The organism is Acidimicrobiales bacterium, assembly GCA_035533095.1.
Taxonomy (GTDB): Bacteria; Actinomycetota; Acidimicrobiia; order Acidimicrobiales; family Palsa-688; genus DATLUM01.
The window spans coordinates 1-25,274 of sequence record DATLUM010000090.1 but is presented as its reverse complement, the minus strand read 5'-3'; the positions used below and the strand labels follow the sequence as shown (position 1 = coordinate 25,274).

The following is a 25,274-nucleotide window of genomic DNA, read 5'->3' as shown; positions in this document are numbered from 1 at the left end:
TTTTCTTTTTCCGTCGATGAGGCGACCATGGAGGGATGCCGGGACCGCAAGAGACGTTGAACGAGCGCCTGGGCGAGGCCTTCGCTCGGATCGAACCGGGCTCCGAGCCCGTCCTGCGGCCCTCCACGAGGCCGGGAGTGGACTTCCAGGCGAACGGGGCCATGGCGCTCGCCAAGAAGCAGGGCCGTCCCCCGGGCGAGATCGCCGCGGCGGTGGTATCCGCAGCACGCCTCGACGGCATCTGCGCCAAGGTCGAATCCACGCCGCAGGGTTTCGTCAACCTGGTACTCGACGACGCCTTCCTCGCCTCATGCCTGCAGGAGCAGGCGCGCGATCCCCGCCGCGGCGTCTCTCTGTCTTCAGAGTCCAGGACCGTCGTCGTCGACTACTCGTCTCCGAATGTCGCGAAGGAGATGCACGCCGGGCATCTCCGGACCTCCATTATCGGCGACGCCCTGTGCCGCATGTTGACGCTGACCGGTGCCAGGGTCATCAAGGAGAACCACGTCGGCGACTGGGGGACACCGTTCGGCATGCTCATCGAGCACCTGATCGACCTCGGCGAAGAGGAAGGGGCGCGAGAGCTTTCCGTCGGTGACCTCGACACGTTCTACAGGCAGGCACGGGCGGCGTTCGATGCCAGCCTCGAATTCCAGGAGCGGAGCCGGCGCCGTGTGGTCCTGCTCCAGTCCGGGGATCCGGAGACGCTGCGTCTGTGGCGGATACTCGTCGACGAGAGCGTCTCCTACTTCGAGGAGGTGTACGCCAGGCTCGGCCTCCTATTGACGCGCCAGGACCTGGCAGGCGAGAGCGTCTACAACGACCAGCTTCGCTCGATCGTCGACGAGCTCGCTGCTAAAGGCCTGCTGCGCGAGAGCGAGGGAGCTCTTTGCGTCTTCCCGGAGGGCTTCACCAATCGTGAGGGTGAACCGCTTCCCCTCATCGTGCAGAAGTCCGACGGCGGGTACGGCTACGCGGCGACCGACCTCGCAACTCTTCGCGACCGGTTCGGCCGTTTGGGTGCGGATCTCGCTCTCTACGTCGTCGGATCGCCCCAGGCTCAACATCTCGAGATGTGCTTCGCGGTCGCACGAGCAGCGGGGTGGATCCCACCTGGAGGTGACGCCGTCCACGTGGCGTTCGGCAGCGTGCTCGGCTCCGACCGGCGCATGCTTCGGTCGCGCTCGGGAGATTCCGTCAAGCTCATCGAGTTGCTCGACGAGGCAGTCAAGCGGGCGGCGGTTGCCGTTGAAGAGAAGAACCCGTCGCTCGGCGAGGAGGAACGCGCGGAGGTCGCGCGCATGGTCGGGATCGGCGCGGTGAAGTACTCGGACCTGTCCACCGACCGCATACGCGACTACGTCTTCGACTGGGATCGCATGCTCGCGTTCGACGGCAACACAGGGCCGTATCTCCAATACGCGAGGGTGCGCTGCCTGTCGATATTCCGAAGGGGTGGTATCGACGCGGGCGTCTACCAAGCGGGCGAGGTCAGTTTCCTCCTCGCCGAGCCCGCCGAACGCGAACTGGCACTCGTGCTCACCGCTTACGCGCACGCGGTCGTCGCGACGCTCGAGACGTGGAGCCCCCACAAGCTGTGCTCGTACCTGTTCGACCTCGCCGGCGCATTCACGACCTTCTTCGAGACTTGCCCGGTTCTCAAGGCCGGCGACCCCGCGGTGCGCGACAGCAGGCTCGGACTGTGCGCCCTGACCGCGTCGGTGCTCGAGGCCGGGCTGTCCGTCCTGGGCATCGAGGTTCCCGACCGGATGTGACAGTCCGGTCGGATGTGGCGCCCGAGCGGGCAACGTAGTCTGCGAAGTGATGACGACGTCGCCACCTGTCCGCTCCGAGCGGCGTGGTCCGGTCACCACGGTGATCCTCTCCAGGTCGGAGGCACGCAACGCCGTGGACCGGCCGACAGCGGAAGCCCTGGCTGACGCATTCCGGCAGTTCGATGCGGACCCCGAAGCCGCTGTCGCGGTCCTTTGGGGTGAAGGGGGGACGTTCTGCGCCGGCGCCGATCTGAAGGCGATGGGCACGGACCGGAACAACCGCGTGGCACCCGACGGCGACGGCCCGATGGGGCCCACCCGCATGCGGCTGTCGAAGCCGGTGATCGCGGCAGTGAGCGGTTACGCGGTGGCAGGGGGATTCGAGTTGGCGCTGTGGTGTGATCTCCGCGTGGTGGAGCAGGGCGCGGTGTTCGGCGTGTTCTGCCGGCGCTGGGGAGTCCCCCTGATCGACGGCGGCACGGTGCGGCTGCCGAGGATCGTCGGTGCCGGTCGCGCCATGGACCTGATCCTCACCGGCCGGCCCGTCCACGCGGGAGAGGCGGAACGGATCGGTCTTGCCAACCGTGTCGTTCCGAACGGTACGTGCAGAGAGGAGGCAGAACGGCTCGGAGAGCAGCTGGCGTCGTTTCCTCAGACATGCCTGAGGCGCGATCGCATGTCCGTGCTGGACCAGGAAGGGCTGGACGAGGAGGAGGCCATCGCGGCGGAGTTGCGCCACGGGATGGTGTCGCTCGCCAGCGACGAGTTGGGCGAGGGGTTGGGACGGTTCCGCTCGGGCGCCGGCCGCCACGGCGAGTTCTCGCAGCCATGAGCGCACCGCGAGTGGCGATAGGCCCGAGGAGCGCGCCGTTCGCAGAGGACGCCGTGCTCGCAGGGGGTGGGGTTCCGGTCAAGGTCGACGAACCGGCGGATGCGCTCGTGTGGTTGTCCGCGCACCGCATGGAAGCTCTGAAGGAGGTCCTCGACCGCGAGCCGCGCATACGGTGGGTGCAGCTGCCGTTCGCCGGGGTCGAGAAGGCCGTCGAGTCCGGCGTGATCGACTCCTCGCGCCAATGGAGCTGCGCGAAGGGCAGCTACGCAGAGCCGGTAGCCGAGCACGCTCTTGCTCTGGCGCTCGCCGGCTTGCGGTGCCTGCCCGAGCGCCTTCGTGCGCGCTCGTGGGGGTCGCCGGCGGGAACGTCGCTGTACGGGGCACCGGTGACGATCCTCGGCGGCGGAGGGATCACGGAAGAGCTCTTGAGGTTGCTGGCTCCGTTCAGGGTGGAGTCGACGGTCGTCCGCCGCCAATCGAAACCTGTGGAGATGGCGACGCGCACGGTCGGATCCGACAAGCTCGAGGATGCGCTCGGGTCTGCGATCGTCGTGTTCGTCGCGCTCGCGTTGACCCCGGCGACCGATCGAATCATCTCGCGACGGCAACTGGAGGCGATGCAGGACCGCGCGTGGTTGGTCAACGTCGCTCGAGGTCGTCACGTGGACACCGAAGCGCTCGTCGAGGCTCTGCGGTCCGGCACCATCGCGGGAGCGGCGCTCGACGTGACGGACCCTGAGCCTCTGCCCGACGGCCATCCGCTTTGGGGGATGCCCAACTGCGTCATCACGCCGCACACGGCAGACACGTGGGAGATGGTGTGGCCTCGGCTCGCCGCGCGTATCGAGGAGAACGTCGCCCACTTCGTCGCAGGGGAACCTCTCGTGGGTCCCGTCGACCCGGTGCACGGTTACTGAACGAAGCGTCGTGGGCTGGGTCGAGGTCTGCCGGCGCTGCGGGAGGGGATGGCCGCTGCGGGCAGGTAGATGGCGATGCGAGTGCGGTGGGCTGTTCGATCTGGTCGGCCCGGCGAGCGACCCCGTTTCGAATCCCGGTGGCTCGTGGTCGATGTGGCGCTACCGGCGCAGCCTGCCCGACGCCGGCACCGAATTGCCGTGGGAAAAGACCACCCTGGGCGAGGGCATGACCCCTCTGGTCGAACTGGCCCCGGGCGTGCTGGCCAAGATGGAGCAGGTGTCGCCGACCGGGTCGTTCAAGGACAGGGGAGCGGCCGTGATGGTTGCGCTTGCCGCCGGCGCGGGGGAGCGCACGGCGGTGGCCGACAGCAGCGGCAACGCCGGCAAAGCCGTCGCTGTCTACGCGGCGCGGGCCGGGTTGGGCGCGGAGATATTCGTTCCTGCTGGAACACCCGAAGCCAAGATCTCAGTTGCGAAGGCGAGCGGTGCCACGGTGGTGGAGGTCGAAGGCGACAGGCAGGCCGTGGCGCGGGCGGCGATCAGCCGGGTGCGGGGTGAGGGTGGTTGGTACGCGAGCCACGTGTACCAGGGTTCGTTCGTGCACGGGGTGAAGACAATGGCGTTCGAGATCTTCGAGCAGCTCGGCGGCAGGTCGCCTGGGGCGGTGGTGGTGCCTGCTGGCAACGGGACGCTGGTACAAGGTATGTGGCTCGGGTTCTCGGAGCTCTCTGCGTTCCACGGCGGGCCCGTGCCGGAGCTTGTGGCAGTGCAGCCGGAGCAGTTCGCGGCGCTCGCGGGCCGCCCCCCTGGCGGACGGCCGACGGTGGCGACAGGCATCCTGATCGCCGAGCCGGCAAGGCTCGGTCAGGTCCGGGCCGCGCTGGTCGGGTCCTCGGGGAGAGTGGTGTGCATCTCGGACGAGGCCATCCTCGCCGCGCAGGAAGACCTGGGGCACATGGGGGTGGTTGTCGAGCCAACGGCCGCCGCGTCGTGGGCGGGCTCTCGGGCCACCGGCCCGCTGCGCCAACCGGTGGTCGTCGTCCTCACGGGACGTTGAAGGCGCGCTGTCAATCCAACGAGCGGGCATCGAGGCGCGCGTTGGCGATCTGCCACGCGCGAAGCTCGAACCGGCCATCCCAACGGCCGAGCTCGTTGCCTTCGACGTCCACCAGCGCGCCCCGGTGCCCCGGGACGTGCACGGTGGCGGTCTCGGGCCTCGGATTGAACACCCTCATCTCGAGGCAACCTCGCCGGCGTCGAAGGGCGGATACCTCGGCTCCCGAAACCTCCAGCCTGGATCCGCGCGGCGGAAGATGTCCCGTCCCTGCACCTTGGACCACGAGCAACGGGAGCAAGAAGTCGTCGGCGAGGGCCCACGGATCCACCTCGCCGAGCGCGATCGCGTATGCAAAGCTGACGGGGCCGAGCATCTGGGCGCCCGACACAGGGATCGGCGGCCCCGCAGCGTTCGGCCGCGTCGTCAGCAAGGGCTTGGACAGCACCCCGGTGGACCTCAGGACAGTGACCGCCAGCGCGCGGCCGTCGTCGACGAGCTCGTGCTCCACCACGCCGTCGTGCACGAAGGTCAGACCGCCCGCCATCACAAAACGACGTGACGGGAATGTTCCCAGGCCCTCCTCCCTCGGACCGCCTTCTGCCCGGGCTCGTTCGACCGTCGCGAACGCGCACTCCGATGTTGTCGTGTCCGTAGGCGACCGAAGCGGCAGGACCGTCCGCACCCGGTGATCGCGGCAACGGTTCTCGAAGGACACGGTGATCCTTACGAAGCCTTCACCTGCCCGGAGCTCGAGATCGGTCACAACCTCGATCGGCACCGCCCCCGCACGAGCGCCATTCTCGATCCGCGCCGGCCATGTGTAGACGGAGGACACACGGAGCCGGCCTCGAAGCGGGCCTCTCTCGATGACGTCCACCTCGACCTTGCTGGGGGAGTCGACCCTCCGGTCATCCGTGGGTGGGCAGTAGTTGTAGCTGTCTCCGGCGTCACCTTCGTCGACGAGGCGGCCGAAGCCCCGGTGCCCGTCGACACTGAACATGCCGGTGGACGGATCGACCTCGATCGCGATCAGAGAGTTGCGAATCCAGTCGGGTCCCGCCTCCACCGGGGCGCACCCGAGCGCTCCCGCAGTCCATGCGGACCAGCCGAACCCCGGTACGCCAGTGACCCGTGTGAGGACGGTCTGGGCGGCCTCTCGGTCGAGGGTCACCTTCAGAGGCCCGTCGGCATTGGCCCCCGCCAGAGCCCACGCTTCCGCGATGACCGGCGCGACAGCCGGGGAGCCTGCGCCGGCAACGTCGCAGCCCAGGAAGAGCTCGACTCGGCCTTGGGTGAGTGACACGCGCGCCGACGACGGCGTCGTGCCGACGGGAAGCCATCCGTCGCGCGCGAGTTCCCCGAGGACCGCTGCGAGATCCTTGCCCGTGCCGGCGCGCTCGGTCCGGCCGGCCGGTACCAGCGCCACCTGCTGGGTCCCGCTCGGCGGTTCGGCGCCCGGCAAGGTCATCTCGACGATGCCCGCCCGCGATCGAGGGGACGGGTTCACCGCTACGGGCCCTGCGGTCCTCATCGCCACGGCCGCGATCGCGAGGGCGCTTTCGAGGATGTCGCCGGCGATGGTACGAGCGGTGTCGTAGCGGTGCAGGACGGCGCGGCCTACCTCATCAGTGGAGCAGCCGCATATCGAGTCGTGGGCGGAGTTGCGCACGACTTCGAGCCACGCGCGCCGCAGGGTGTTGGTGGGCCAAAGTTCCGGCGGCAGCCAGAGGGCGGCAATCGGTTCGCCCAGGCGCTCCAGCGCTCGCTCGCACGAGGCGGCAGCAACCTTGAGGTCCCGCCGGTTCGAGAGGACGCCCATCAGGATCGGTGCGCGGGCGCTGCTCCTCAGCTCCCCCTGCCAGCACTGCAAGTTCTCGACCGATCTCAGCGACAGGTACGCGGCGATCGTCGTGAGCTCAAACCTGTACCGATCCTGCACCTCGTTGGCCGATTCCACCGTCCGCGGCAGGTGTCGCTGGATCGCCTGATGGTCTGTGCCGTTCATGACGAGCAACGGTTCGTCCTGGTCCCCTGCGAACTGGCGGGACTCCTCCGCCAGGGCATCGATCCTGCGGACGAGCGCCACCGGGTCGTCGGGGAGGAAGGCGCCGGACGCGTAGCCGACAGGGAGGTACTCCGCGCGGACCGCGCTCCCATCTGGCGCGCTCCACTCGAAGGTGCTTCGCCTCACCGCAGACGGGACTCCGCGCCAGACGACCGCGTCGGTGATGCCTGCGAGGCGCAGCATCTGCGGCATCTGCGTGACGTGCCCGAACATGTCGGGGAGGTACCCCACCCGGGACGATCCGCCGAGATGCTCGGCGGACTCGATGCCCATCTCCAGGTTGCGCAGGATCGTCTCGCCCGACACGCAGAACTCGTCCATCAAGACGTACCAGGGACCGATGCTCAACCGTCCGGCGGCCACCAACTTGCGGACACGGTCCCGCGCTTCCGGCCGGGCGTCGAGGTAGTCCTCGATGGCGGCGACTTGACCGTCGAGGTGGAAGCCCTCCCATCGATCGTCGGTCTCCAAGGTGTCGAGCACCTCATCGAGCACTGCGACAAGTCTGGACCGGAATCCCTCGAACGGGCGGTACCACTCCCTGTCCCAGTGGGTGTGAGGGACGATCGCGACGGCCCGGGGCATCACCCGAAGGGTAGAAGGTGCAGAAGCTAGGCAACGGGGCGCTCGCGGTGCTACCTTTTCCGGCCACGAGGGTGCAGCATCGGATTCGAGAGCAGATCCCTCCCGGCTCCGGCCGGAGGCCGCCGTTCCAGTCGTTGAAGAGGACCGGTCCGGCCAGGAAAGGAGGGATTGCTTGTGGCGACAGGAACCGTGAAGTGGTTCAACTCGGAGAAGGGATACGGTTTCATCTCCCAGGAGAGCGGGCCGGACGTCTTCGTGCACTTCAGTGCGATCGAGGGCAATGGGTATCGCAACCTCGAGGAGAACGAGAAGGTGGAGTTCGAGGTCAACCAGGGCCCTAAAGGGCTGCAGGCTGCCAACGTCCGACGCATCGGGTAAAACCCTCACCAAGCTCGCTGAACGAACCCCGCCTCACGGCGGGGTTCGTCGCGTGACGTGCACCGGTCAGGCGTCGAGTACGAACCGTTCTGGACAGCTGTAGACGTTGAAGGTCTCGCCTCTCACGAAACCGGCCAGACCCACTGCGAACCGGTGTGCGGCATCCACGGCGAGGCTGGACGGGGCTGACACAGCACAGATCATCCCTATCCCGGCCGCAGCGGCTTTCTGGACGATCTCGAAACTGACCCGCCCCGAGACCATGAGAACGGTTCCGGCCAGTTGCGCCGGGTCCTCCCAATCCAGCCAGGTGCGACCGACGACCTTGTCCACGGCATTGTGGCGCCCCACGTCCTCGCGGGCGCAGATGAGAGAACCGGTGCCGCTGTACAGGCCGGCCGCGTGCAGACCTCCGGTCCTGTCGAATGCCTTCTGTGCCGTTCGAAGCGAGCCGGGGAGAGACCTCACGACCGACGCGGGTACCGGCGCCGCCGCCGGCACGACGGGACATGCGACGGCGACGTCCTCGATACGCGACTTGCCGCACACGCCACAGCTGGCGGTCGCGGCGAAGCGACGATCCGGAAGCCCCTTCGGCGGATCCTTTGACAGCGTGACGGTCACGGTGTTGAAGCGAAGGTCGGGGTCGTCGCGGACCGCGTCGCAGTACCCGATGCCGACCAGCTCGTCTCGCGTGGCGATCCCTTCGGTCAGGACGAAACCGGCGGCCAATTCGAAGTCGTGGCCGGGCGTCCTCATGGTTACCGCGAGCGGGGACGCCTGCCGGCCGGGTGCGGCGACCCTGATCTCGAGGGGTTCCTCCGTCACGACGTGCTCTGGCAGCCTCAGGTGCCGATCGGGCCGGACCTTGATCGCGTTGACGGGCTTGACCGGCGCCGCCACCGTCAGGGGGCCTTCGAGCGGTAGGCGGCCAGGTCTCCGGGCGTGTCGACATCGGCGAAGCACCGCGGTTCGATTCCGGCCGCCTGCCATTCCTCGGGACCTGCGAGCACGTGATCCACCACCGACAGGAGATCCCGCATGGATCGGGCCCCGTCCTCGGCCAGCACGATCGCCGAATCGAGAGCCCGGCGGTCGTAGCGGGCGCACAGTGGCTGGGGGACATCGCCTAGCACCGGCACCACCGTCCGGGAATCGGGGTAACCGGCCAGCCATTCGACCACCGCGACCTCCAGCATCGGCATGTCGGTCGCGATCACGACGGCGGCACCGGTCCACCCGACCCGGAGCAGCTCCGCCGCCCCCGCCGCGAGGGCGACCAGCGGACCGCCACCGAGGGGCCGCTCTGCGACTCGAGGAAGACCGGAGTACCCCGGACCCACCTCCAGGACCGGGCTGGTAGCCTCGCGGAGGATGTCGGCGGCCCGCTGGGCCAGTGAGGGGCCCTTGCCATGAGAGCCCGAGCGAATCCTGGCCTTATCCTCACCCATGCGCCGGCTGGCGCCCCCGCAGAGGAGGAGCCCGGCTGCTGCCATTGGGAGATTTTGGCAGGAAGCGCTCAAGTCCGCCGCTCCTGCTGCCGAGAGATCCGATAGTGCTGTCTTTCTCTGCACCGGGGGGACGACATTCCACGCGGACCGTACTGCGGCGCGGCGTCGGAGCAGGCACTTTTGTGGCCTTGTCGATCGCTCTCGCAAGCTTTGGCGGTGTGCCTGCCTTCGCGGCTCCTCACGGAGGGCCTCGGGCGGCACACGGAGCCGACGCGCAAGGTCACGGCCGGGGTCACGGGGCGCCCCACTCGGCTACCGCCACACGCGCCGCGACCATGCCCCAAGGGTCGGGAGACGCTGGGGTGCAGAGTCCCGGCAAGGGTGTCCACGCTGCCAGCCTGAACTCGACCAACCCGCCCTCACCAGGCGATGCCTCCATGCTCGCTACCACGGCACCGTCACCTGCTCCGCAACCCCTGCCGCCCGTCGCAGCAGGGTCGAAGGTCGTCGCGACCGCGGCCGGGCTTTTCCATAAGACGTCTCTACCCGCAGTCGCGCTCCCGGCGGCATCTCCTCCGGCGAAAGCTGCGCCGCAACCGGCGGCCATCGAAGGCGAACCGATGATCCTGTCGTCCGGGGGCTGGCAGGGCGTCTCCCTCCAGGCCGCGGTCGATCTTCGCATCCCGATGCTCTTCGGGGCGGCGGTACTGCTCTTCGTACTTCTCCAGGCTCTGGTCGACCGGCGGGACCCCAAGGTGTCACGGGCCCCTGAACGGGGCGACGACGACACCGTGGGGTTCTCGTGAACGTCCGACCCGACCTGACACATACCGAGAGGTCTTCGACGGACCTTGCCAGTCTCGAGGAACGGCTCGGGCTGCTCCTGCTCGTCCGTCTCGGGATTATCGCGTTCACGTTGCTCACAGCCATCTTCTCGACCGGGCAGGTCGGGTTCGACATCGCCGACGTCGGGCCTTTCAGCGCCGGGTACCTGAGCATCGTCGCCGGTGCCGAGTGGTACCGGCGCAAAGGCCGTACCGGGAGGATGGAGTTGCAGCGGGCGGTCCTCCCGATCGACGCCGTCTACCTGGCCATCGTCACCACACCCTCGGGTGGGCCCCGCAGCCAGTTGGTGATCCTTTTCGCGGTCCAACTGATCGCCGTCACGCTCCTGGTGAGCGAACGCGCAGGCCTGCGAATGGCGCTGTGGGATTCGTTCCTGTTCCTGCTGATCCCGACGCTCTCCCTGTCGGGAAGGGTCGGTTCGCTGCTTGGCGTTCGCTTCGTCGCAGCGCCGCCCGCGGGTCAAACCGCTCTCGCCATCATGGGCTTCTGGGCCGTGGCGCTGTGTACCGCATTCTTCTCGAGTGTCAGCGAACGGGAGCTTCGCCGCAGCAAGAGCGAGCTCGCCAATCTGGCGGAGCTCGCGGGTGAGATCGAAGTTCTCTCGCGTGAGGACGAGATCTTCTCCGCTCTGCTGCGGTCCTTGATGAAGGCCTTCGGCTTCCGGCGGGCAGCCGTGTGGTGGTACAGGGGGAGCAGGCCCACCGGGCTTACCATCGCGTCACAGTCGTCTTCTCCGCTGCCCGTCAAGGTGCCCGACGCCGCCCGAACCGACGCAGTCGCGATCGCGGCGTGGTCCGCCCGGGAGCCGGTGCTGGTGCGCCACCTGAGCCACGACGACGACCCGGTTGCCGCGTACCTGCTGCCGAATGCGCGCAACGTGGTGGTCGTGCCGACCCACCTGGACGGCGGTCAGTTGGGCATCGTGATGGCCGAGCACGGCGGCAATCCGCTCACCTCGCGGCTACCAAAGCGCGTGGTGCTCATGCTCGGACAGTTCGTCTGGCACGCAGAACTGGCTGTCCGCAACGCCCGGCTCCTCGCAGAACGGGAACGCCTCGCTGCGGTCGACGGCCTCACGGGGGTTGCGAACCGTCGCGAATTCGACGCTGTGCTGACACGTGAGGTGAACCGGAGCGAGCGCTCGAGGGAGCCACTCAGTCTCGTGATCTTCGACATCGACCACTTCAAGGCGATCAACGACACCCGCGGCCACCTGGCCGGTGACGAGGTGCTTCGCGGCTTCGCCGGCGTCCTGTCCGAGGCGGTGCGCGACATGGACCTCGTCGCCCGCTATGGCGGTGAGGAGTTCGCTGTGATCCTGCCGCGCTGCGAAGCCTCTGACGCGGTCCATGTGGTCAGCAGGGTGATGGCCGCGTTGCGTTCCTCCGCGGAGTTGGAGGGTATGACGGTGAGCGCCGGCGTGGCGTCGCTGCCGGCGAACGCGTCCTCCCCGATGGAGCTCGTGGCCGCAGCTGACGACGCGCTTTTCACGTCGAAGCGCTCAGGTCGTGACAGGTACACGCTCTCGGACCGCCACGCCAACGGGGACAGGCTGGCGAGCGGCAACTAAAGCAAAGGAACAGGGTCCTCGCTGCCGGCGTGGCAGTCTGAGATCGTGCCCTCATTGCTAGACGACCTCGCCTGGCGCGGCCTCGTCCACCAGCTGACTGACCACGAAGCGATCCCCCAACGGCTGGAGGGCGGCCCTGTCGTCCTCTACATCGGCTTCGACCCGACTGCCGACAGCCTTCATGTCGGTAGCCTCCAGCAACTCGCGATGCTCCGCCGGTTCCAAGAGGCCGGGCATCGCCCGATCGCGCTGCTCGGCGGAGGGACGGGGATGATCGGGGATCCCAGCGGGAAGAGCGAGGAACGGCAGCTGCTGGGTCGTGACGAGCTGGAGGCCAACAAGGCGGGCATCGCCGAGCAGATGGGGCGATTCCTCGACGTGGGAGGAAACAGCGGCGCCATCCTCGCGGACAACGCCGACTGGCTTGGACAAGCCAACCTGCTCGACTTTCTGCGCGACGTCGGGAAGCTCTTCAGCGTCAACGAGATGGTGCGCAAGGATTCCGTGAGGGAACGGCTGGAAGGGCGCGAACAAGGCCTCTCGTTCACCGAATTCAGTTACATGCTCCTCCAGGCGTGGGACTTCCTCGAACTGCACGACCGGTACGGCTGCGAAATGCAGCTCGGCGGCAGCGACCAGTGGGGCAACATCACCGAAGGGGTCGACCTGATCCGCCGCCGGCGAGGCGTGAAGGCGTTCGGCCTGACGTCTCCTCTCGTCACCAAGGCCGACGGCACCAAGTTCGGCAAGACCGAGTCGGGAAACGTCTGGCTGGACCCTAAGCGGACATCCCCGTATGCCTTCTTTCAGTTCTGGCTTCGAAGCAGCGACGCCGACGCGGGCCACTACCTCCGGCGGTTCACCTTCCTGCCCCGCCCCCGGATCGAAGAGCTCGACGCCGCGACGACCGATCATCCCGAGCGCCGCGAGGCACAACGTGCGCTCGCTCGAGAGGTGACCTCGATGATCCACGGTCCAGACGAGGCACGGCGGGCCGAGGAGGCCGCGGCGGTTCTATTCACCGACGCGATCTCAGGTTTGGACGCAAAGACATTGGACAGCGTGCTCGCCGACGCGCCGACAACTTCGCTCGCCGGATCCACCCTCGAAACGGGAGTGCCGGTCGTCGACGCGCTGATCGAGTCCGGCCTCGCCTCGTCGCGCCGCGAAGCCCGCCAGCTGTTGTCGCAGGGTTCGGTATACGTGAACGGCCACAGGATCGACGAGGAGCGATCCCTCAGCGTCAAGGACGCGCTCCACGGCCGCTGGATCGTCATACGCAAAGGCAAGGCCAACCAGCACGTGCTCGTGGTCGAGAGCTAGGCCGCCTCTCCGCCGTGGCAGAACGTTCAGGGTAGATAGCGCTTGAACCCGACGTGTGACGGCTCGAAGCCGTGACGCTCGTAGAAGCGGCGCGCGTCCACGCGGGAGCGGTGGCTGGTGAGCTGAATCCTGTAGCAGCCCAGTGCCTCGGCCCTGCTCACCGCGGCTTCGACGAGGATCCCCCCGACGCCGTGGCTTCGCATGGCCGCGTCGACGTGCACCGATTCGAGCTCGGCGCATAGCCCGCCCCTCTCCTGCAGGTGCCTGAACCAGATCAGCTGGCACATGCCCATCACCCGTCCACCCACTTCGGCGACGAGGATCGTGGCGTTGCCAGCGGCCAAGATCTCCGCGAGGGCAGGCTCGTAAGCCGCCGGGTCCGAGGGGTCCTCAACGGCCCGCAGGGTTCCGCCGGCGAGAAGCTGCGCCAACCTCGCGGTGTCTACGGGGAGGGCGTCACGCACGAGAACCTGATCTGGCGCCACCTGCTCCTCGGGCTGCTGCGGGGTGCTCGTAACCGCATCGAGGGCCCGCCGGATGCTCGAAGCCGTGGCAGCCGCTTCGGCTTCGTCGGCGTACTTGGTGCGGGGCCACATGAACCCGCGAAGGCCGTCCCCGCGGGTTCGAGGAACGACGTGCAGGTGGACGTGGGGGACGCTCTGGCTGACGATGTCGTTGAGGGCGAACAAGGTGCCGGTGCAGCCGAGCGCGGTCCGCTGCGCGGCTGCGACGCGGCGTCCGGCTTCCATCAGTTCCCCGAGAACGCCGCGGCCGAGGTCGGCGACCGTTTCGACGTGTGTGCGCGGCACCACGAGGGTGTGACCCTTGAAGACCGGCCGCACGTCCAGGAAGCCGGCGACGGTCGCCTCGTCGAGCACCGTATGAGCCGGGGCTGATCCGTCGAGTATCCGGTCGAACAGGCACGGGGATTCGGTCACGGGCGCAAGCGTCGCGCGACGATGCAGGGCATGGCTGACAATCCCCCAGTGAACCTCTCGTCCGGTCCCCCGGAGACCGTCCTTCCGGAGCGCTCTCCGGAGCAGGTTGCGTCGTTGCTGCAGGCGTTGGGATCCCCGGAGGACGAGCGCCGCGCCGCGGTCGCGGCTGTCGTCGCCAGCGATCCGACGTACCTGGACGGGTGGGCTGCGTTGGCCGGCCTCGCCCGTGACGACGTCGAGGCGTACGCCTACGCACGCGTGGGTTACCACCGCGGTCTCGACGCGCTACGGGCTGCGGGATGGAAAGGGTCCGGTTACGTGCGCTGGACGCACGAATCTAACCGCGGGTTCCTGAGCGCTCTCGATGCGTTGAGGGCGGCTGCCGAATCCATCGGCGAGGAGCCAGAGGCGCAACGCTGCTCGCTGTTCCTGCGCCAGCTCGATCCGGAATGGTCCAGTTCGGACCGGTAGTCTCTGCGGGTGGCAAATGAGCACGCTCTCGTCGGGCCCTTTCCCCGAGGCGTCGACCCCGAGGAGTACGACCGGGTTCGCAGGCGGGTTCTGTGGTCGATGCCGAGCGGGCTGTTCGTGCTGGGAAGCGTCCATGCCGGGCGCCGCAACCTGATGACACTGAACTGGGGGATGCAAGTCGCGACCGACCCGAAGATCGTCGCTGTGAGCATCGAGCATGAGGCCGTGACTCACGCTCTCGTGCGCGACGGCGGCGTCTTTTCCCTCAACATCATCGGCCGCGCCGACCGTGCCATCGTCCGCAAGTTCGTGAAGCCCCTCGACGACGGCGGCGATGCCGCCAACCTTGCCGGGTTCGCTGTGCGCGCCGCCTCCACCGGTGCCCCCATCCTCGAGCAAGCGGCGGCCTGGCTCGACTGCGAAGTGAGGAGCACGCTCGACTTCACGAGTCACACGGTCTTCGCCGGCGAGGTAGTCGACTGCGGTGGCGACGTCGGCGACGGCACCGAGATCCTCCGCATGGAGGACACCCGGATGAGCTACGGCGGCTAGGAGTTCCGCTATCCACGAGCTCGTCACCACCCCCACGGATCTCGAGTCGGCGGTCTCTCGGCTGCGCACCGCCGATCGCTATGCGCTCGACACCGAGTTCCACCGGGAGCGCACCTACTGGCCCCAACTCGCTCTCGTACAGGTCGCTTGGAACGGGCCGTCGGGAGGGGTGACCGTGATCGACCCTCAAGCAGTGGACATCGCCCCGTTCGCCGAGGTACTGGCCGGCCCCGGCGTCATGATCGCCCACGCCGCCGACCAGGACCTCGAGGTGCTCGAGCGGGCGTGCGGCCGGCTGCCATCGCGCCTGTTCGACACCCAGGTGGCTGCCGGCTTCGCGGGACAGGGATCGGCCAGCCTGGCCACGCTCTCACGTACCTTCCTCGGAGCCGACGTGCCGAAAGGCGACCGGTTGACGGACTGGCGCCGGCGACCTCTTACCGATTCGCAACTCGCGTACGCGGCTGCTGACGTCGAGAACCTCATCCAGCTGGCGGACGCGATCTCCGGAGAGTTGCGCCGCGACGGGCGGCTCGCTTGGGCGGAGGAGGAGTGCGAGATGCTGAGAACGAGGCCTCATGGCCCCGGCGATCCGTCGAAGGCATGGTGGAAGCTGCGCGATGCCAGGTCGTTGCGCGGGTCAGCGCGCGGGGTGGCGCAGGAGGTGGCGGCGTGGAGGGAGAGGCGAGCGCAGGCGACCGACCACCCGGTCCGAACGGTTCTGCCCGACCTGGCCGTCACGGCGATCGCACACCGACCGCCCGCCAACGCCAAGGCACTATCGGAGGTGCGAGGTCTGGAAGGGCGGACCCTTCGCCAGGATGTCCTGGCCGAGATATTGGACGCGATCGAGCGCGGCAAGTCGCTGCCCGCCGACCGGTTGGCGCTGCCGCCCGCTGACGACGTGCCCAAGGAAGTGCGAGCGTCCGTTTCGCTGCTCATGGCGTGGATCGCGCAGGTGGCAAGGGATCAGCGAATCGACGCGACGCTCGTCGCCACACGAGGCGACGTCGCCGCGTTGGTCAGGGGCGACCCTGAAGGTCGGCTGTCGAGAGGTTGGAGGCGGGAGATGGTGGCGCGAGGGCTGAGGTCGTTGATGGCGGGCGAGGCGTCGTTGGCGTTCGACGGGGGCGGCCGCCTGGTCCTCGAGGAGCGATCCGGCCGGCCGTTGGGCGACGCGTCCGGTAGTGATCGGGCCTAGCTGCCGGTTCGCTCGACCAGCAAAGCGGCTTCTTCGCCACGAAGCACGAGGTGATCTGCGACATCCGGACCCGATCCGCGGCCGGTACGGACCTGTAGGTTCCAGCACCCCTCAGGGAGGCCGACCTTCACCTCTCGGTCACCGAAGTTGATCACCACGAGGCGGGTGTCGCCGCCTGATTCCCGGGTGTAGGCGAGGGTGTCTTGTGGGGACTCGATCCAGCGAAACGTCCCGTGAAGGAGCGCCGGGGACGCCTTGCGTGCCACGAGGATGCGCCTGTAGAGGTGCAGCACGGAGTCAGGGTCGTCCATCTGGTCGGCGACATTCATTCCTGCGGCGGCACCGGGTGGCCACGGCAGCCATGGGTCCGGCCCGCCGGCCCAGCCGTGGGCGGGAGTCGCATCCCACGGGATCGGTGCACGGCAGCCGTCACGCCCACCCGGGTCGACGGACCGTTGGGGCGGTACTTCGGCGTCCTCGAGCCCGAGCTCTTCGCCCGCGTACAAGAAGGGCGTTCCGCGAAGGGTCAGCAACAAGAGCGCGGCTGCTCTGGCACGCCCCTCGCTGCCGTAGCGGGTCCGGTGGCGGGGATTGTCGTGGTTCGACAGCACCCAGGTCGGCCACCAGCCACCCGGGCCGAGCATCTCCTCGACCTCTTGGACCCGCCGGCGCCAGGCGGACGCCTGCCAGGGCGCACGCAGCGGGTGGAAGTTGAACACCAGGTTGAGCTCCGGCAAAGCAGCGGTCCCGTAGTAGGCGAGCGTGTGGCCGGCGGTCGGCAGCACCACCTCGCCGACGAGCATCCGGCGCGGCGGCTCCTCCCAAGTATCGACCACCGACCTCAAGGAGCAGACGTAGGGATGGGCGGAGGGGTGGTCGTTGAGAGCGATCACCGGGATAGGGGCCAGGTTGGGTGGAAGGTCAGGAAGGGCCGGGTCCTTGCCGATGCCGTGGATGACGTCGATGCGGAACCCGTCCACGCCGCGGGCCATCCAGAAACGGAGCACGTCTTCCATGGCCGCCCGCACGCCCGGGTTGCCCCAATTGAGGTCCGGCTGCTCCTCCAAGAAGAGGTGCAGGTAGAACTGGTCCCTGCGCCGGTCCCATGTCCAGGCGGGCGGGAATTCCTTGCCACCGACTTCCGGGAACGCGGCACGCCAGTTGTTGGGCATCCTGCCCTCCGACCCCGGCGGGCCCCACCCGCCCTCGGCATCGGTCCTGCCGTCCCGCCAGTAGTACCAATCGTGCTTCGGGTTGTCCCGCGAGGACCTCGACTCCTCGAACCAGGGGTGCCGATCGCTGGTGTGGTTGGGAACGAAGTCCACGATCACCTTGAGCCCCCGTTCGTGGGCCTGCTGGACCAGCCGGTCGAAGGTGTCAATGTCGCCGAACAGCGGATCGACGTCGCAGTAGTCCGAGACGTCGTAGCCGAAGTCGGCCATCGGGGACTTGAAGAACGGCGAGAGCCAGATGGCGTCCGTGCCGAGCCGAGCCACGTGGTCGAGGTGCCGGCGGATCCCTTCGAGGTCGCCGACCCCATCGCCCGATGCGTCGCAGAACGACCGCGGGTAGATCTGGTAGATCACCGCCGTCTCCCACCAAGCGGCGGTCTCCCGCCGGCTCAAACGTCGTCGTGCGGTCTGAGGTCGACGGTCAGAGTGAGGATCCCGTCGTCGATCCGCCCTGTCGCGTCACCGATGATGGCGTAGTCCTGAAAGTCGATACGGGCCTGGTCCATGAAGCGCTTGCGCTCAGGGCCTTCCAGCGGGGGTATACCCCTCTGGCGTACGGCCTTCGCCCTGGCCTTGAAGCGCTCGATCATGGCGTCGGCGTCCAGTTCGTCAGCCATACCGAGCACTCTAGAGGCTGCGCCCGGAGGCGCAGCCGGGGCCCGAGCGGCTCCGGGGCGCGATACACTGTCTGTCCCACGCTCGATTCTCGATCCACGGGAGCTCTACGTGAAAAAGGGACGGCATCGGCGCTTCGAAGAGGCGCGGGCACTCAAACGTTCGACCGAAGAGTTCGTCGAGCCCTGCGCAGAGTGCGGAGCCGTTCCCGGCGCTGACCACGCCTCGTGGTGCCTGGCGATGGAGGACGAGGAGGAAGAGGAGTACTCCGACCCCGAACCGCACCGGGCCTGACGGACGCCGGGCCCGCCCATAGCGGGTTACTAGCGCCTGGTGCGCACCACCGGGTGGGGCAGGGGAATGCCGGCGGACTGGCGAGCTTCTAGATACGCAGTGAGGCGCGAGTAGACGTCGGGGCCTACCATCGCTTCCAGCTCGGCGGACATCGTCTTGTAGACGGGTTGCTTGGCGCGAAACGCTTCGGGGGCCTCGGTGCACCACCAGTGGAACTCCGCCCCTCCGTCGCCCCAGTGACGCCGTTCCCACTGGCTCACCGTCGACGTCACCCTGCCGCCGTCGGCCGTGGTGTCCTCCCGGCGCAACGGCAGCTGCCAGCAGACATCAGGCTTGAGCTCGAGGGGCTCCTGGCCACGAGAGATCGCCGCGCGGTGGAGCGCGCAGCCCGGACCGCCGGCGAACCCAGGGCGGTTCAAGAAGATGCAAGCGCCGTCCACGAGGCGGCTGATCCGGGTTCCGTCGCGCTGGGTCTTGGCGACCCCTCGTTTGCGACCGGCTTTGGCGAACTGCCATTCATCGTCGGAGAGCGTCGCCGCGGCGGCCTCGACGCGAGCCACGTCGTCATCGTCGGTGAAGTGAGCCCCGTAGGAGCAGCACCCCTGCACCAACTCCGGCGTTGGCCCGGTGAGCACCCCCTGGCAACCACGCCCGAATATGCACTCCCATCCCGAGAGCAGGAACGTCACGTCGAAGACCCATGTGCGCTCTTCTTCGGGATCGTCCAAGCTCACCCATTCATGGGCCTCTTCGGGCACTTTCTTGTAAGCGCGCCTGGCGGCGGCCTTGCTTTCGGTCATCTACCTGCCACCGAGCTCGAGTAGAAGCTCGCCGGCGGCGAGCAAACCTTTCCAGAACTGGTCCATCACCATACGCTCGTTGGGGGCATGGATCCGATCACCAGGAAGCCCGACGCCCAGAAAGAGGACCGGAGCGGCGAGGACCCGCCCGAGCGCCTCTTCCGGACCGCTGCCACCCTCGCGGGTGAAAAGCGGGTCCTTGCCCCAGACGGCTCTTACCGCTCGCGAGAGCGCGCCGACGGCCGGGTGGTCCACGGGCGTGAGCGCCGGAGCGACGGCGCCTTCGGGTGTGACCGCCACCTCGATGCCGGCCGGCACCCACTGCTGCAACCATGCCCGCAATGCCGGCTCGACCTCTTCGGGGCGCTGGTCCGGGACCAGCCGGAACGCGACCTTGAAGCCGGCCGTGGCCGGGACGATCGTCTTGATGCCAGGCCCCCCGTAGCCGCTGTGGATGCCCACCACCTCAGCGGTCGGTCGCACACCGACCCGCTCGAGCGAGCTGTACCCCTTTTCTCCCTCGAGGTAGGGAACACCGCCCGCCGCGGCACGGAACTCCGCCTCGTCGAACGATTGAGCGTCCATCGACGCGTGCTCGACGGGCGATAGGTCCCGCACGCGATCGTAGAACCCGGGCAGTGTGACCTTACCGTCGGCGTCGTGCAGAGCGGCCACGAGGCGGGTGGCCACGTGGGCGGCGTTGGGTACCGCCCCGCCCCACAGCCCGCTGTGAAGGTCTATGGAGGCTGTTCGCAACGAGACGTCGAAGGCGACCAATCCCCGCATCCCGACCGTGCACGACGGCACGTCGGGGGAAATCATCCCGGTGTCGGAGACGACGACGACGTCGCAGGAGAGCCTGTCCAGCTCCGACACCAGCAGCGACTCGAAGTGGACGCTGCCGACCTCTTCCTCTCCTTCGATGAGGAACTTGAGGTTCACGGGCAAGCGGCCGTCGCGTGACAGGAGTCCTTTGGCCGCTTCGATCTCGTACAGGACCTGGCCCTTGTCGTCGATCGCGCCGCGCGCCCGGCACTGCCCGTCGACGATCGTGGGGGTGAAGGGTGGGGACGTCCACTCGTCGAGCGGGTCCACCGGCTGCACGTCGTGATGGCCGTAGACCAGGACCGTCGGTGCGTCGGGACCAGCGTGCATCCAGTCGGCGTATACCGCTGGATGCCCCGGGGTCTCCAGGATCCCGACGTTCTCGAGTCCGGCGTCGGCGAGGCGGGCCGCGCAGAACACGGCGGACGAACGCACCTCCGCCGAGCACGCCGGGTCCGCCGAGATGGACGGTATCCGCAGCCATTGGAAGAGGGTGTCGACGATCCGGTCCCGGTGCGCGTCCAGGTAGCCCGCCAGCGCCAGTTCGGCCATCCCTGCACCGTAGCCCAGGGCGACTGGCGCTCTTTGGCCGACGCTCTAACCTCGGCGGCCGTGCGGTCAGGTCGTGCAGGGTTGGTCACGGCAGCGAGTGCCGTTCTGATGGGGGTGGTTGCGAGCTGTTCGAGCAGCTCTTCGCCAAACCGCGCGAGTCCGACGACGGCGGTTACGTCCACGTCGTTGCCGGTCCAAGCGGTTCAGTGGGAACCCTGCACCGGCAACGCCGGCCCAGCGAAGTACGAGTGCGCGACGGTCCAGGTGCCGCGCAACCCTCTGAAACCGTCCGATGGGACCATCGGGATGGCAATCGACAGGCGGCCGGCCAGCGGGCAGAAGATCGGGTCTCTGCTCGTGAACCCCGGCGGGCCCGGCGCTTCGGGGGTCGACGCGCTACCGACGCTGATCTCGAGCATGCCCCCGGATCTCCTTGCGCGCTTCGACGTGGTCGGGTTCGACCCGCCGGGTGTCGGGCGGACCGCCCCGATCGTCTGCCTCGACAGCGCGGGACTCGAGCGCTACTACCACGTCGATCCGGAGCCGACGACCCCATCCGCTTTCAACGCCATGCTCAGCGCCGACCGGAACTTCGCCGCGGGCTGCGAATCCCGCAGCGGGGCGGAGCTGCCGTACGTGAGCACCGCCGATGCGGCGATGGACATGGACGTGTTGCGGCGCGATCTCGGCGACCCGCAACTCACCTATATGGGGTTCTCGTACGGCACCCTCCTCGGAGCCACCTACGCCGATCTTTTCCCCAAGAACGTGCGGGCCATGGTCCTCGACGGAGCACTGGATCCGGCGCTCCCGGTGATCGACGAGCTCGACCAGCAGGCCGCCGGCCTGGACGGTCAGCTTCAGCAGTTCTTCGCTTGGTGCCGGGCGAGGCCGAGCTGCGGGTGGAGCCCGGCGGGGGATCCGCGGGCAGCGTTCGAAGCGCTTCTTGCGAAGGTGAAGACGTCCCCGTTGCCAGCGAAAGGGACGGCACGGACCGTCGGGCCGGCCGAAGTGACCTACGGAACCGCCGTAACCCTGTACTCCACCACCACATGGGGGGATCTCGGTCTCGCATTGGGCGCGGCGAGCCACGGCGACGGCACCTACATGCTCGAGCTGTTCGACGCGTACACGGGCCGCCAGAGCGACGGGAGCTACGACAACCTCTTCGAGGCCAACGCGGCCGTGAACTGCCTGGACGCCGCGGCCCCGAGCATCTCGGCGATCCAGGCTGCAGCCCCCAAGGCGGAATCGATGGCTCCTGTGTTCGGGCTGCAGAACCTCTACAGCGAGGCCACTTGTTCGGTGTGGCCTGTGCCGGCGACGGGCCGTGTCGGTCCTCTGCACGCGAACGGGTCCGCACCGATCGTCGTGGTCGGCAGCACCGGCGACCCCATCACCCCCTACCAATGGGCCCAGGCCCTCGCCGGGGAACTGGAGAACGGCGTCCTTCTAACCCGGGTGGGCGACGGTCACACCGGGTACCGCTCCAGCTCCTGCATCCGCGCCGCGGCCGACTCCTACCTGATCAACCTCACCGTCCCCCCAGCAGGGACCCGCTGCGCCAGCGACTGAACCACCGAGTAGGCCAGACTGGCTGCGTGACGGATCAGCTGGTTGCCGACCTTCGGCGCGCGCTGGGGGAGGAGGCCGTCCGTTGCGACCCCATCGAGCTGACCCTCTACGAGCGGGACGCCTCGTTGGTCACCGGAAGGGCTTCGGTGGTGTGCTTCCCGTCGGATGGGGATCAACTGGCCGCGGCTGTGAAAGTGTGCGCGGCACACGGCCGTCCTTTCCTGCCGCGCGGCTCGGGCACCGGTCTTGCCGGTGGCGCCACACCGGCGGGCGACGTGCCGCCGGTCGTGATCGTCACCACCAGGATGAACCGGATCCTCGAGGTCGACGCCGAGCAGCGCCTGGCATGGGTGGAGCCCGGAGTCCTGAACCTCGATCTGTCTCGCGCCGTCGCCCACCTCGGGCTTCACTTCGCGCCCGACCCCTCGAGCCAGCAATCCTGCACCATCGGCGGGAACCTGGCCAACAATTCGGGTGGGCCACACTGCCTGCTCTACGGGGTGACCAACGGTCACCTCCTCGCCATGGAGGTAGTGCTGCCCGACGGGTCCGTCGTGCTACTCGGAGGTATCGACCCCGAGCCCCCCGGGTTCGACCTGCGCGGCGCCTTCGTCGGCAGCGAGGGCACGATGGGAATCGCGTCGCGGATCGCCGTGCGCCTGACCCCGCTACCGCCGAGCGTCGCGACGTTGCTCGCGGACTTCTCGACGATGCACGACGCGGCGGGCGCCGTTACGGCCGTCATTGCGGCCGGGATCGTCCCCGCCGCACTGGAGATGATGGACCGGACGATCGTCGAGGTCGTCGAGGCCTACGTCCATGCAGGCTTGCCGCTGGACGCGGCGGCCGTGTTGCTCGTCGAGGTGGACGGCTTTCCGGCGGGGGCGGCCGAACAGGCGAGGCGAGTGCGCGGGGTGCTGGAGGCCAACGGTGCACGCTCAGTGGCGGTGGCCGAAGGCGAGGTGCAGCGAGCCGCTTGGTGGAAGGCAAGGAAGTCGGCCTTCGGCGCCGTCGCGCGCATCGCACCGAACTATTACCTCCACGACTGTGTTGTGCCGCGCACGCGTCTCGTCGAGGTGCTCGACGCGGTGTCGGCCATCGCGGAGGAGCTCGATCTCGTCCTCGGCAACGTGTTCCACGCGGGGGATGGGAACCTGCATCCGCTGATCGTGTTCGACAAGCGGGTGCCAGGGGTGCTCGAAAGGGTTCACGAAGCCGGCCGGCGGATCATCGAGATCTGCGTCGCGGCCGGCGGGAGCCTGTCCGGCGAGCATGGCATCGGCTTGGAAAAGCGGGACTACATGGGTCTGGTCTTCGGCGCCGCGGACCTCGAAGCGCAGCTCTGGCTGCGCGAGGCGTTCGACCCCTCCGGTCTCTGCAACCCCGAAAAGATCCTCCCCGAGGGCGGGTCTCGATGCGGCGATCTGGCGGAGTTCCCGGAGGGAGTCTGGGTTTGACCGGTTCACTCGAGTCGTTTGCCGCCGAGGTCGGTACCGAGGGCGCTGTGTGCGTGGCGGGCGGGCGCACCAGCTGGGCGGTCGGCGGCCTACCCGAACCCGGAACCCGGGAGATCAACGCTCCCTCCGGTGTCGTCGCGCACCTGCCCGCCGAGATGATCGTCCGGGTGAGAGCCGGGACACGGCTCGATGTCCTGCAGGGCACGCTTGCCGAGGGCGGCCAGCGGGCCGCTTTGGAAGGGCCGGGCGAGGCGACGGTGGGGGGTGTCGTGGCGGTCGGTCGTTCGGGGGTCAGGCGGCTGGGGCTGGGACCGGTGCGAGATGCCGTGCTGGAGGTCACGGCGGTCAGCTCGCGGGGTGAGCTGGTAAGGAGCGGGGCGCCGTTGGTCAAGAACGTCACGGGTTACGATCTCCCGCGGCTCCTCACGGGCTCGCTCGGCACTCTGGCCCTGTTGGCCGAGGTCGTGCTGAGGTGTACTCCTCTACCCGAGGTCGAGCGTTGGTACCTGGGAGAGCCGGAGGATCCGTTCAGGGTCTTCTCCGATCTGTACCGGCCCCTATCGGTGCTGTGGGACGGTCGCCGCACGTGGGTGGGCCTGTCGGGTTTCGAGGTCGACGTCGCAGAACAGGCACGGACGGCGCTCGGGGACGGTTTCGTGCAGGTCGACGGTCCCCCGGAGCCGCCGGCCGGAGGCCGGAGGTCGCTCTCGCCGGCGGCTTTGAAGAGTCTCGCGGGCACCCTCGGTCATGCGGGTGGTTGGTTGTGCGAGATAGGGGTGGGCGTCGTGCATTGCGACGCGGAGACCGACTCAGTACTGCCACCGGCGGATGCGCCGTCCTCGGGTGTGGTCGACCTTCATCGCCGGATCAAGCGGAACTTCGATCCCGCGGGTCGCCTCAACCCCGGCAGGTGCGTCCTGCCCGACGCCCGGGTGGTCGCATGACTTTGCCGTCGACCGGCGAACGGAGCACGGTCACCGGTGTCCTGCGGATAGACCCCGAGGACCTGGCTGCGTGCGTTGCGTGCGGATTGTGCCTGGCGCACTGCCCGACATATCGGGTCAGCGGAGAGGAGCGGTTGTCTCCACGCGGGCGGATCGCGGCTATGCGCGCCGTCGAGGCAGGCGCCCCGATCGACGGCGCCTTCGATCAGATGATGCAGACGTGTGTGCAGTGCCGCGCCTGCGAGACGGCTTGCCCCTCGTCGGTTCCGTTCGGCCGGATGATGGAAGCAACGCGCACCGTGCTCGCCCGCCGCTCGCTTCCGGCCTGGCAGCGAGCAGCGTACGGTCTGCTGGGAAGGCACCGTGTCCTGCTCGCTGCGACCACCGCAGGCGCCGTATTGCAGCGTCTTCGCCTGGTTCCGCCGGGTCTCACATCCCGGCTGTCACTTCCACGGCTCCCGTTGCGCCAGGCACCGATGGAGGCCACGGGATCCGACGTCTGGCTGTTCACCGGCTGCATCATGGACGCGTGGCAGCGACCGGTCCACCAGGCGGCGATCGACGTCCTGCGTTCATCGGGCATCGGCACGGCTCTTCCCGGGCCGGAGGCGTCGTGTTGCGGAGCTCTGCACGCCCACGCCGGTCTTCACGACGGCGCATCGGGGCTCGCCCGCCGCGTGATGCACGCGTTCCCCGGGGAAGCCCCGATACTGGTCGACTCCGCGGGGTGCGGAGCGGCGATGAAGGACTACGGGCGGTTGATCGGCACCGCTGAAGCCCAGAGGTTCTCGGATCGGGTGTTCGACATACACGAGTGGCTTGCCCGCCGAGCTGACGAGCTTCCTCCGGCCGGCCCCGGATGGTCCCGTCCGCGTGTCGCGGTGCAGGATCCCTGCCACCTGAGGCACGTCCAGAGGGTCGAAGGCTCAGTGCGCGCCCTGCTAGCCCGGTACGCGGAGATAGTGGAGTTGGACGACGAAGGTCGTTGTTGCGGGGCCGGCGGCGCCTATAGCGCTCTG

At 68.3% G+C, this 25,274-nt stretch carries 24 protein-coding genes; 16 read left to right on the top strand and 8 right to left on the bottom strand.

Annotated elements, in window-relative coordinates; all coding sequences use genetic code 11:
• The first annotated feature begins 35 nt into the window (after positions 1-35).
• From argS to VNF71_11030, 4 genes are read left to right on the top strand one after another with little or no spacing between them, the layout of a single operon-like run.
• A complete protein-coding gene (gene argS, locus VNF71_11045) occupies positions 36-1,775 on the top strand; it encodes an arginine--tRNA ligase (protein ID HVA75085.1) in 1,740 nt (579 codons plus the stop codon).
• A gap of 49 nt (positions 1,776-1,824) precedes the next feature.
• Positions 1,825-2,607 (top strand): crotonase/enoyl-CoA hydratase family protein, encoded by a 783-nt coding sequence (locus VNF71_11040; GenBank protein ID HVA75084.1) that lies wholly within the window; start codon positions 1,825-1,827, stop codon positions 2,605-2,607.
• A complete protein-coding gene (locus VNF71_11035) occupies positions 2,604-3,524 on the top strand; it encodes a D-isomer specific 2-hydroxyacid dehydrogenase family protein (protein HVA75083.1) in 921 nt (306 codons plus the stop codon). Before VNF71_11040 ends, VNF71_11035 begins: the two co-directional genes overlap by 4 nt.
• Positions 3,525-3,534: 10 nt before the next feature.
• Positions 3,535-4,581 (top strand): pyridoxal-phosphate dependent enzyme, encoded by a 1,047-nt coding sequence (locus VNF71_11030; protein ID HVA75082.1) that lies wholly within the window; start codon positions 3,535-3,537, stop codon positions 4,579-4,581.
• Between the two features lie 10 nt (positions 4,582-4,591).
• On the opposite strand, the gene VNF71_11025 is transcribed toward VNF71_11030, so the two are convergent.
• A complete protein-coding gene (locus VNF71_11025) occupies positions 4,592-7,231 on the bottom strand; it encodes a hypothetical protein (protein ID HVA75081.1) in 2,640 nt (879 codons plus the stop codon).
• 174 nt (positions 7,232-7,405) lie between these two features.
• Here VNF71_11025 and VNF71_11020 point away from each other — a divergent pair, with 174 nt between their 5' ends.
• The gene (locus VNF71_11020; protein HVA75080.1) at positions 7,406-7,609 is read left to right on the top strand and encodes a cold-shock protein; all 204 of its coding nucleotides are present in this window, start codon (positions 7,406-7,408) and stop codon (positions 7,607-7,609) included.
• A gap of 66 nt (positions 7,610-7,675) precedes the next feature.
• On the opposite strand, the gene fdhD is transcribed toward VNF71_11020, so the two are convergent.
• Both fdhD and VNF71_11010 read right to left on the bottom strand, forming a co-directional pair.
• Complete coding sequence (gene fdhD / locus VNF71_11015) at positions 7,676-8,512, bottom strand: formate dehydrogenase accessory sulfurtransferase FdhD (protein ID HVA75079.1); 837 nt, start codon at positions 8,510-8,512, stop codon at positions 7,676-7,678.
• Between the two features lie 2 nt (positions 8,513-8,514).
• Positions 8,515-9,105: an NTP transferase domain-containing protein gene (locus VNF71_11010; GenBank protein HVA75078.1), complete on the bottom strand. Its 591-nt coding sequence runs from the start codon at positions 9,103-9,105 to the stop codon at positions 8,515-8,517.
• A gap of 392 nt (positions 9,106-9,497) precedes the next feature.
• Between VNF71_11010 and VNF71_11005 the strand changes: the two genes are divergently transcribed.
• From VNF71_11005 to tyrS, 3 genes are read left to right on the top strand one after another with little or no spacing between them, the layout of a single operon-like run.
• Positions 9,498-9,866: a hypothetical protein gene (locus VNF71_11005; protein ID HVA75077.1), complete on the top strand. Its 369-nt coding sequence runs from the start codon at positions 9,498-9,500 to the stop codon at positions 9,864-9,866.
• A complete protein-coding gene (locus VNF71_11000) occupies positions 9,863-11,476 on the top strand; it encodes a sensor domain-containing diguanylate cyclase (protein ID HVA75076.1) in 1,614 nt (537 codons plus the stop codon). The genes VNF71_11005 and VNF71_11000 overlap by 4 nt, the downstream gene beginning before the upstream one ends.
• 45 nt (positions 11,477-11,521) lie before the next feature.
• A complete protein-coding gene (gene tyrS, locus VNF71_10995) occupies positions 11,522-12,799 on the top strand; it encodes a tyrosine--tRNA ligase (GenBank protein ID HVA75075.1) in 1,278 nt (425 codons plus the stop codon).
• A gap of 26 nt (positions 12,800-12,825) precedes the next feature.
• On the opposite strand, the gene VNF71_10990 is transcribed toward tyrS, so the two are convergent.
• On the bottom strand, positions 12,826-13,737 hold the full coding sequence (locus VNF71_10990; GenBank protein ID HVA75074.1) for a GNAT family N-acetyltransferase: 912 nt from the start codon (positions 13,735-13,737) through the stop codon (positions 12,826-12,828).
• Between the two features lie 30 nt (positions 13,738-13,767).
• Between VNF71_10990 and VNF71_10985 the strand changes: the two genes are divergently transcribed.
• The 3 genes from VNF71_10985 to VNF71_10975 are packed head-to-tail and all read left to right on the top strand — an operon-like array spanning position 13,768 to position 15,961.
• Entirely contained in the window at positions 13,768-14,208 is a 441-nt protein-coding gene (locus tag VNF71_10985) for a DUF3151 family protein (GenBank protein ID HVA75073.1), read from the top strand.
• A 9-nt stretch (positions 14,209-14,217) separates the two neighbouring features.
• Positions 14,218-14,760 carry a flavin reductase family protein gene (locus VNF71_10980; protein HVA75072.1) on the top strand — a complete coding sequence of 181 codons (543 nt, stop codon included), beginning with the start codon at positions 14,218-14,220 and terminating at the stop codon, positions 14,758-14,760.
• A gap of 10 nt (positions 14,761-14,770) precedes the next feature.
• Positions 14,771-15,961 (top strand): ribonuclease D, encoded by a 1,191-nt coding sequence (locus tag VNF71_10975; protein ID HVA75071.1) that lies wholly within the window; start codon positions 14,771-14,773, stop codon positions 15,959-15,961.
• Here the strand turns inward: VNF71_10975 and VNF71_10970 are convergent.
• Complete coding sequence (locus tag VNF71_10970) at positions 15,958-17,547, bottom strand: alpha-amylase family glycosyl hydrolase (GenBank protein HVA75070.1); 1,590 nt, start codon at positions 17,545-17,547, stop codon at positions 15,958-15,960. The genes VNF71_10975 and VNF71_10970 overlap by 4 nt on opposite strands.
• A gap of 35 nt (positions 17,548-17,582) precedes the next feature.
• Positions 17,583-17,810 (bottom strand): hypothetical protein, encoded by a 228-nt coding sequence (locus VNF71_10965; protein HVA75069.1) that lies wholly within the window; start codon positions 17,808-17,810, stop codon positions 17,583-17,585.
• 109 nt (positions 17,811-17,919) lie between these two features.
• Here VNF71_10965 and VNF71_10960 point away from each other — a divergent pair, with 109 nt between their 5' ends.
• Positions 17,920-18,102, top strand: coding sequence for a hypothetical protein (locus tag VNF71_10960; protein HVA75068.1), 183 nt, complete (start codon positions 17,920-17,922; stop codon positions 18,100-18,102).
• Positions 18,103-18,131: 29 nt separating this feature from the next.
• On the opposite strand, the gene VNF71_10955 is transcribed toward VNF71_10960, so the two are convergent.
• Both VNF71_10955 and VNF71_10950 read right to left on the bottom strand, forming a co-directional pair.
• On the bottom strand, positions 18,132-18,902 hold the full coding sequence (locus tag VNF71_10955; GenBank protein HVA75067.1) for a hypothetical protein: 771 nt from the start codon (positions 18,900-18,902) through the stop codon (positions 18,132-18,134).
• Positions 18,903-20,279 carry a dipeptidase gene (locus tag VNF71_10950; protein ID HVA75066.1) on the bottom strand — a complete coding sequence of 459 codons (1,377 nt, stop codon included), beginning with the start codon at positions 20,277-20,279 and terminating at the stop codon, positions 18,903-18,905.
• A 186-nt stretch (positions 20,280-20,465) separates the two neighbouring features.
• Between VNF71_10950 and VNF71_10945 the strand changes: the two genes are divergently transcribed.
• The 4 genes from VNF71_10945 to VNF71_10930 all read left to right on the top strand — a co-directional run.
• A complete protein-coding gene (locus tag VNF71_10945; protein ID HVA75065.1) occupies positions 20,466-21,854 on the top strand; it encodes an alpha/beta hydrolase in 1,389 nt (462 codons plus the stop codon).
• Positions 21,855-21,880: 26 nt separating this feature from the next.
• Positions 21,881-23,311 carry an FAD-linked oxidase C-terminal domain-containing protein gene (locus tag VNF71_10940; GenBank protein ID HVA75064.1) on the top strand — a complete coding sequence of 477 codons (1,431 nt, stop codon included), beginning with the start codon at positions 21,881-21,883 and terminating at the stop codon, positions 23,309-23,311.
• Positions 23,308-24,255: an FAD-binding protein gene (locus VNF71_10935; protein ID HVA75063.1), complete on the top strand. Its 948-nt coding sequence runs from the start codon at positions 23,308-23,310 to the stop codon at positions 24,253-24,255. The genes VNF71_10940 and VNF71_10935 overlap by 4 nt, the downstream gene beginning before the upstream one ends.
• Positions 24,252-25,274 (top strand): (Fe-S)-binding protein (locus VNF71_10930; GenBank protein HVA75062.1); only part of this gene is annotated, 1,023 nt, incomplete at its 3' end. The genes VNF71_10935 and VNF71_10930, both read left to right, overlap by 4 nt.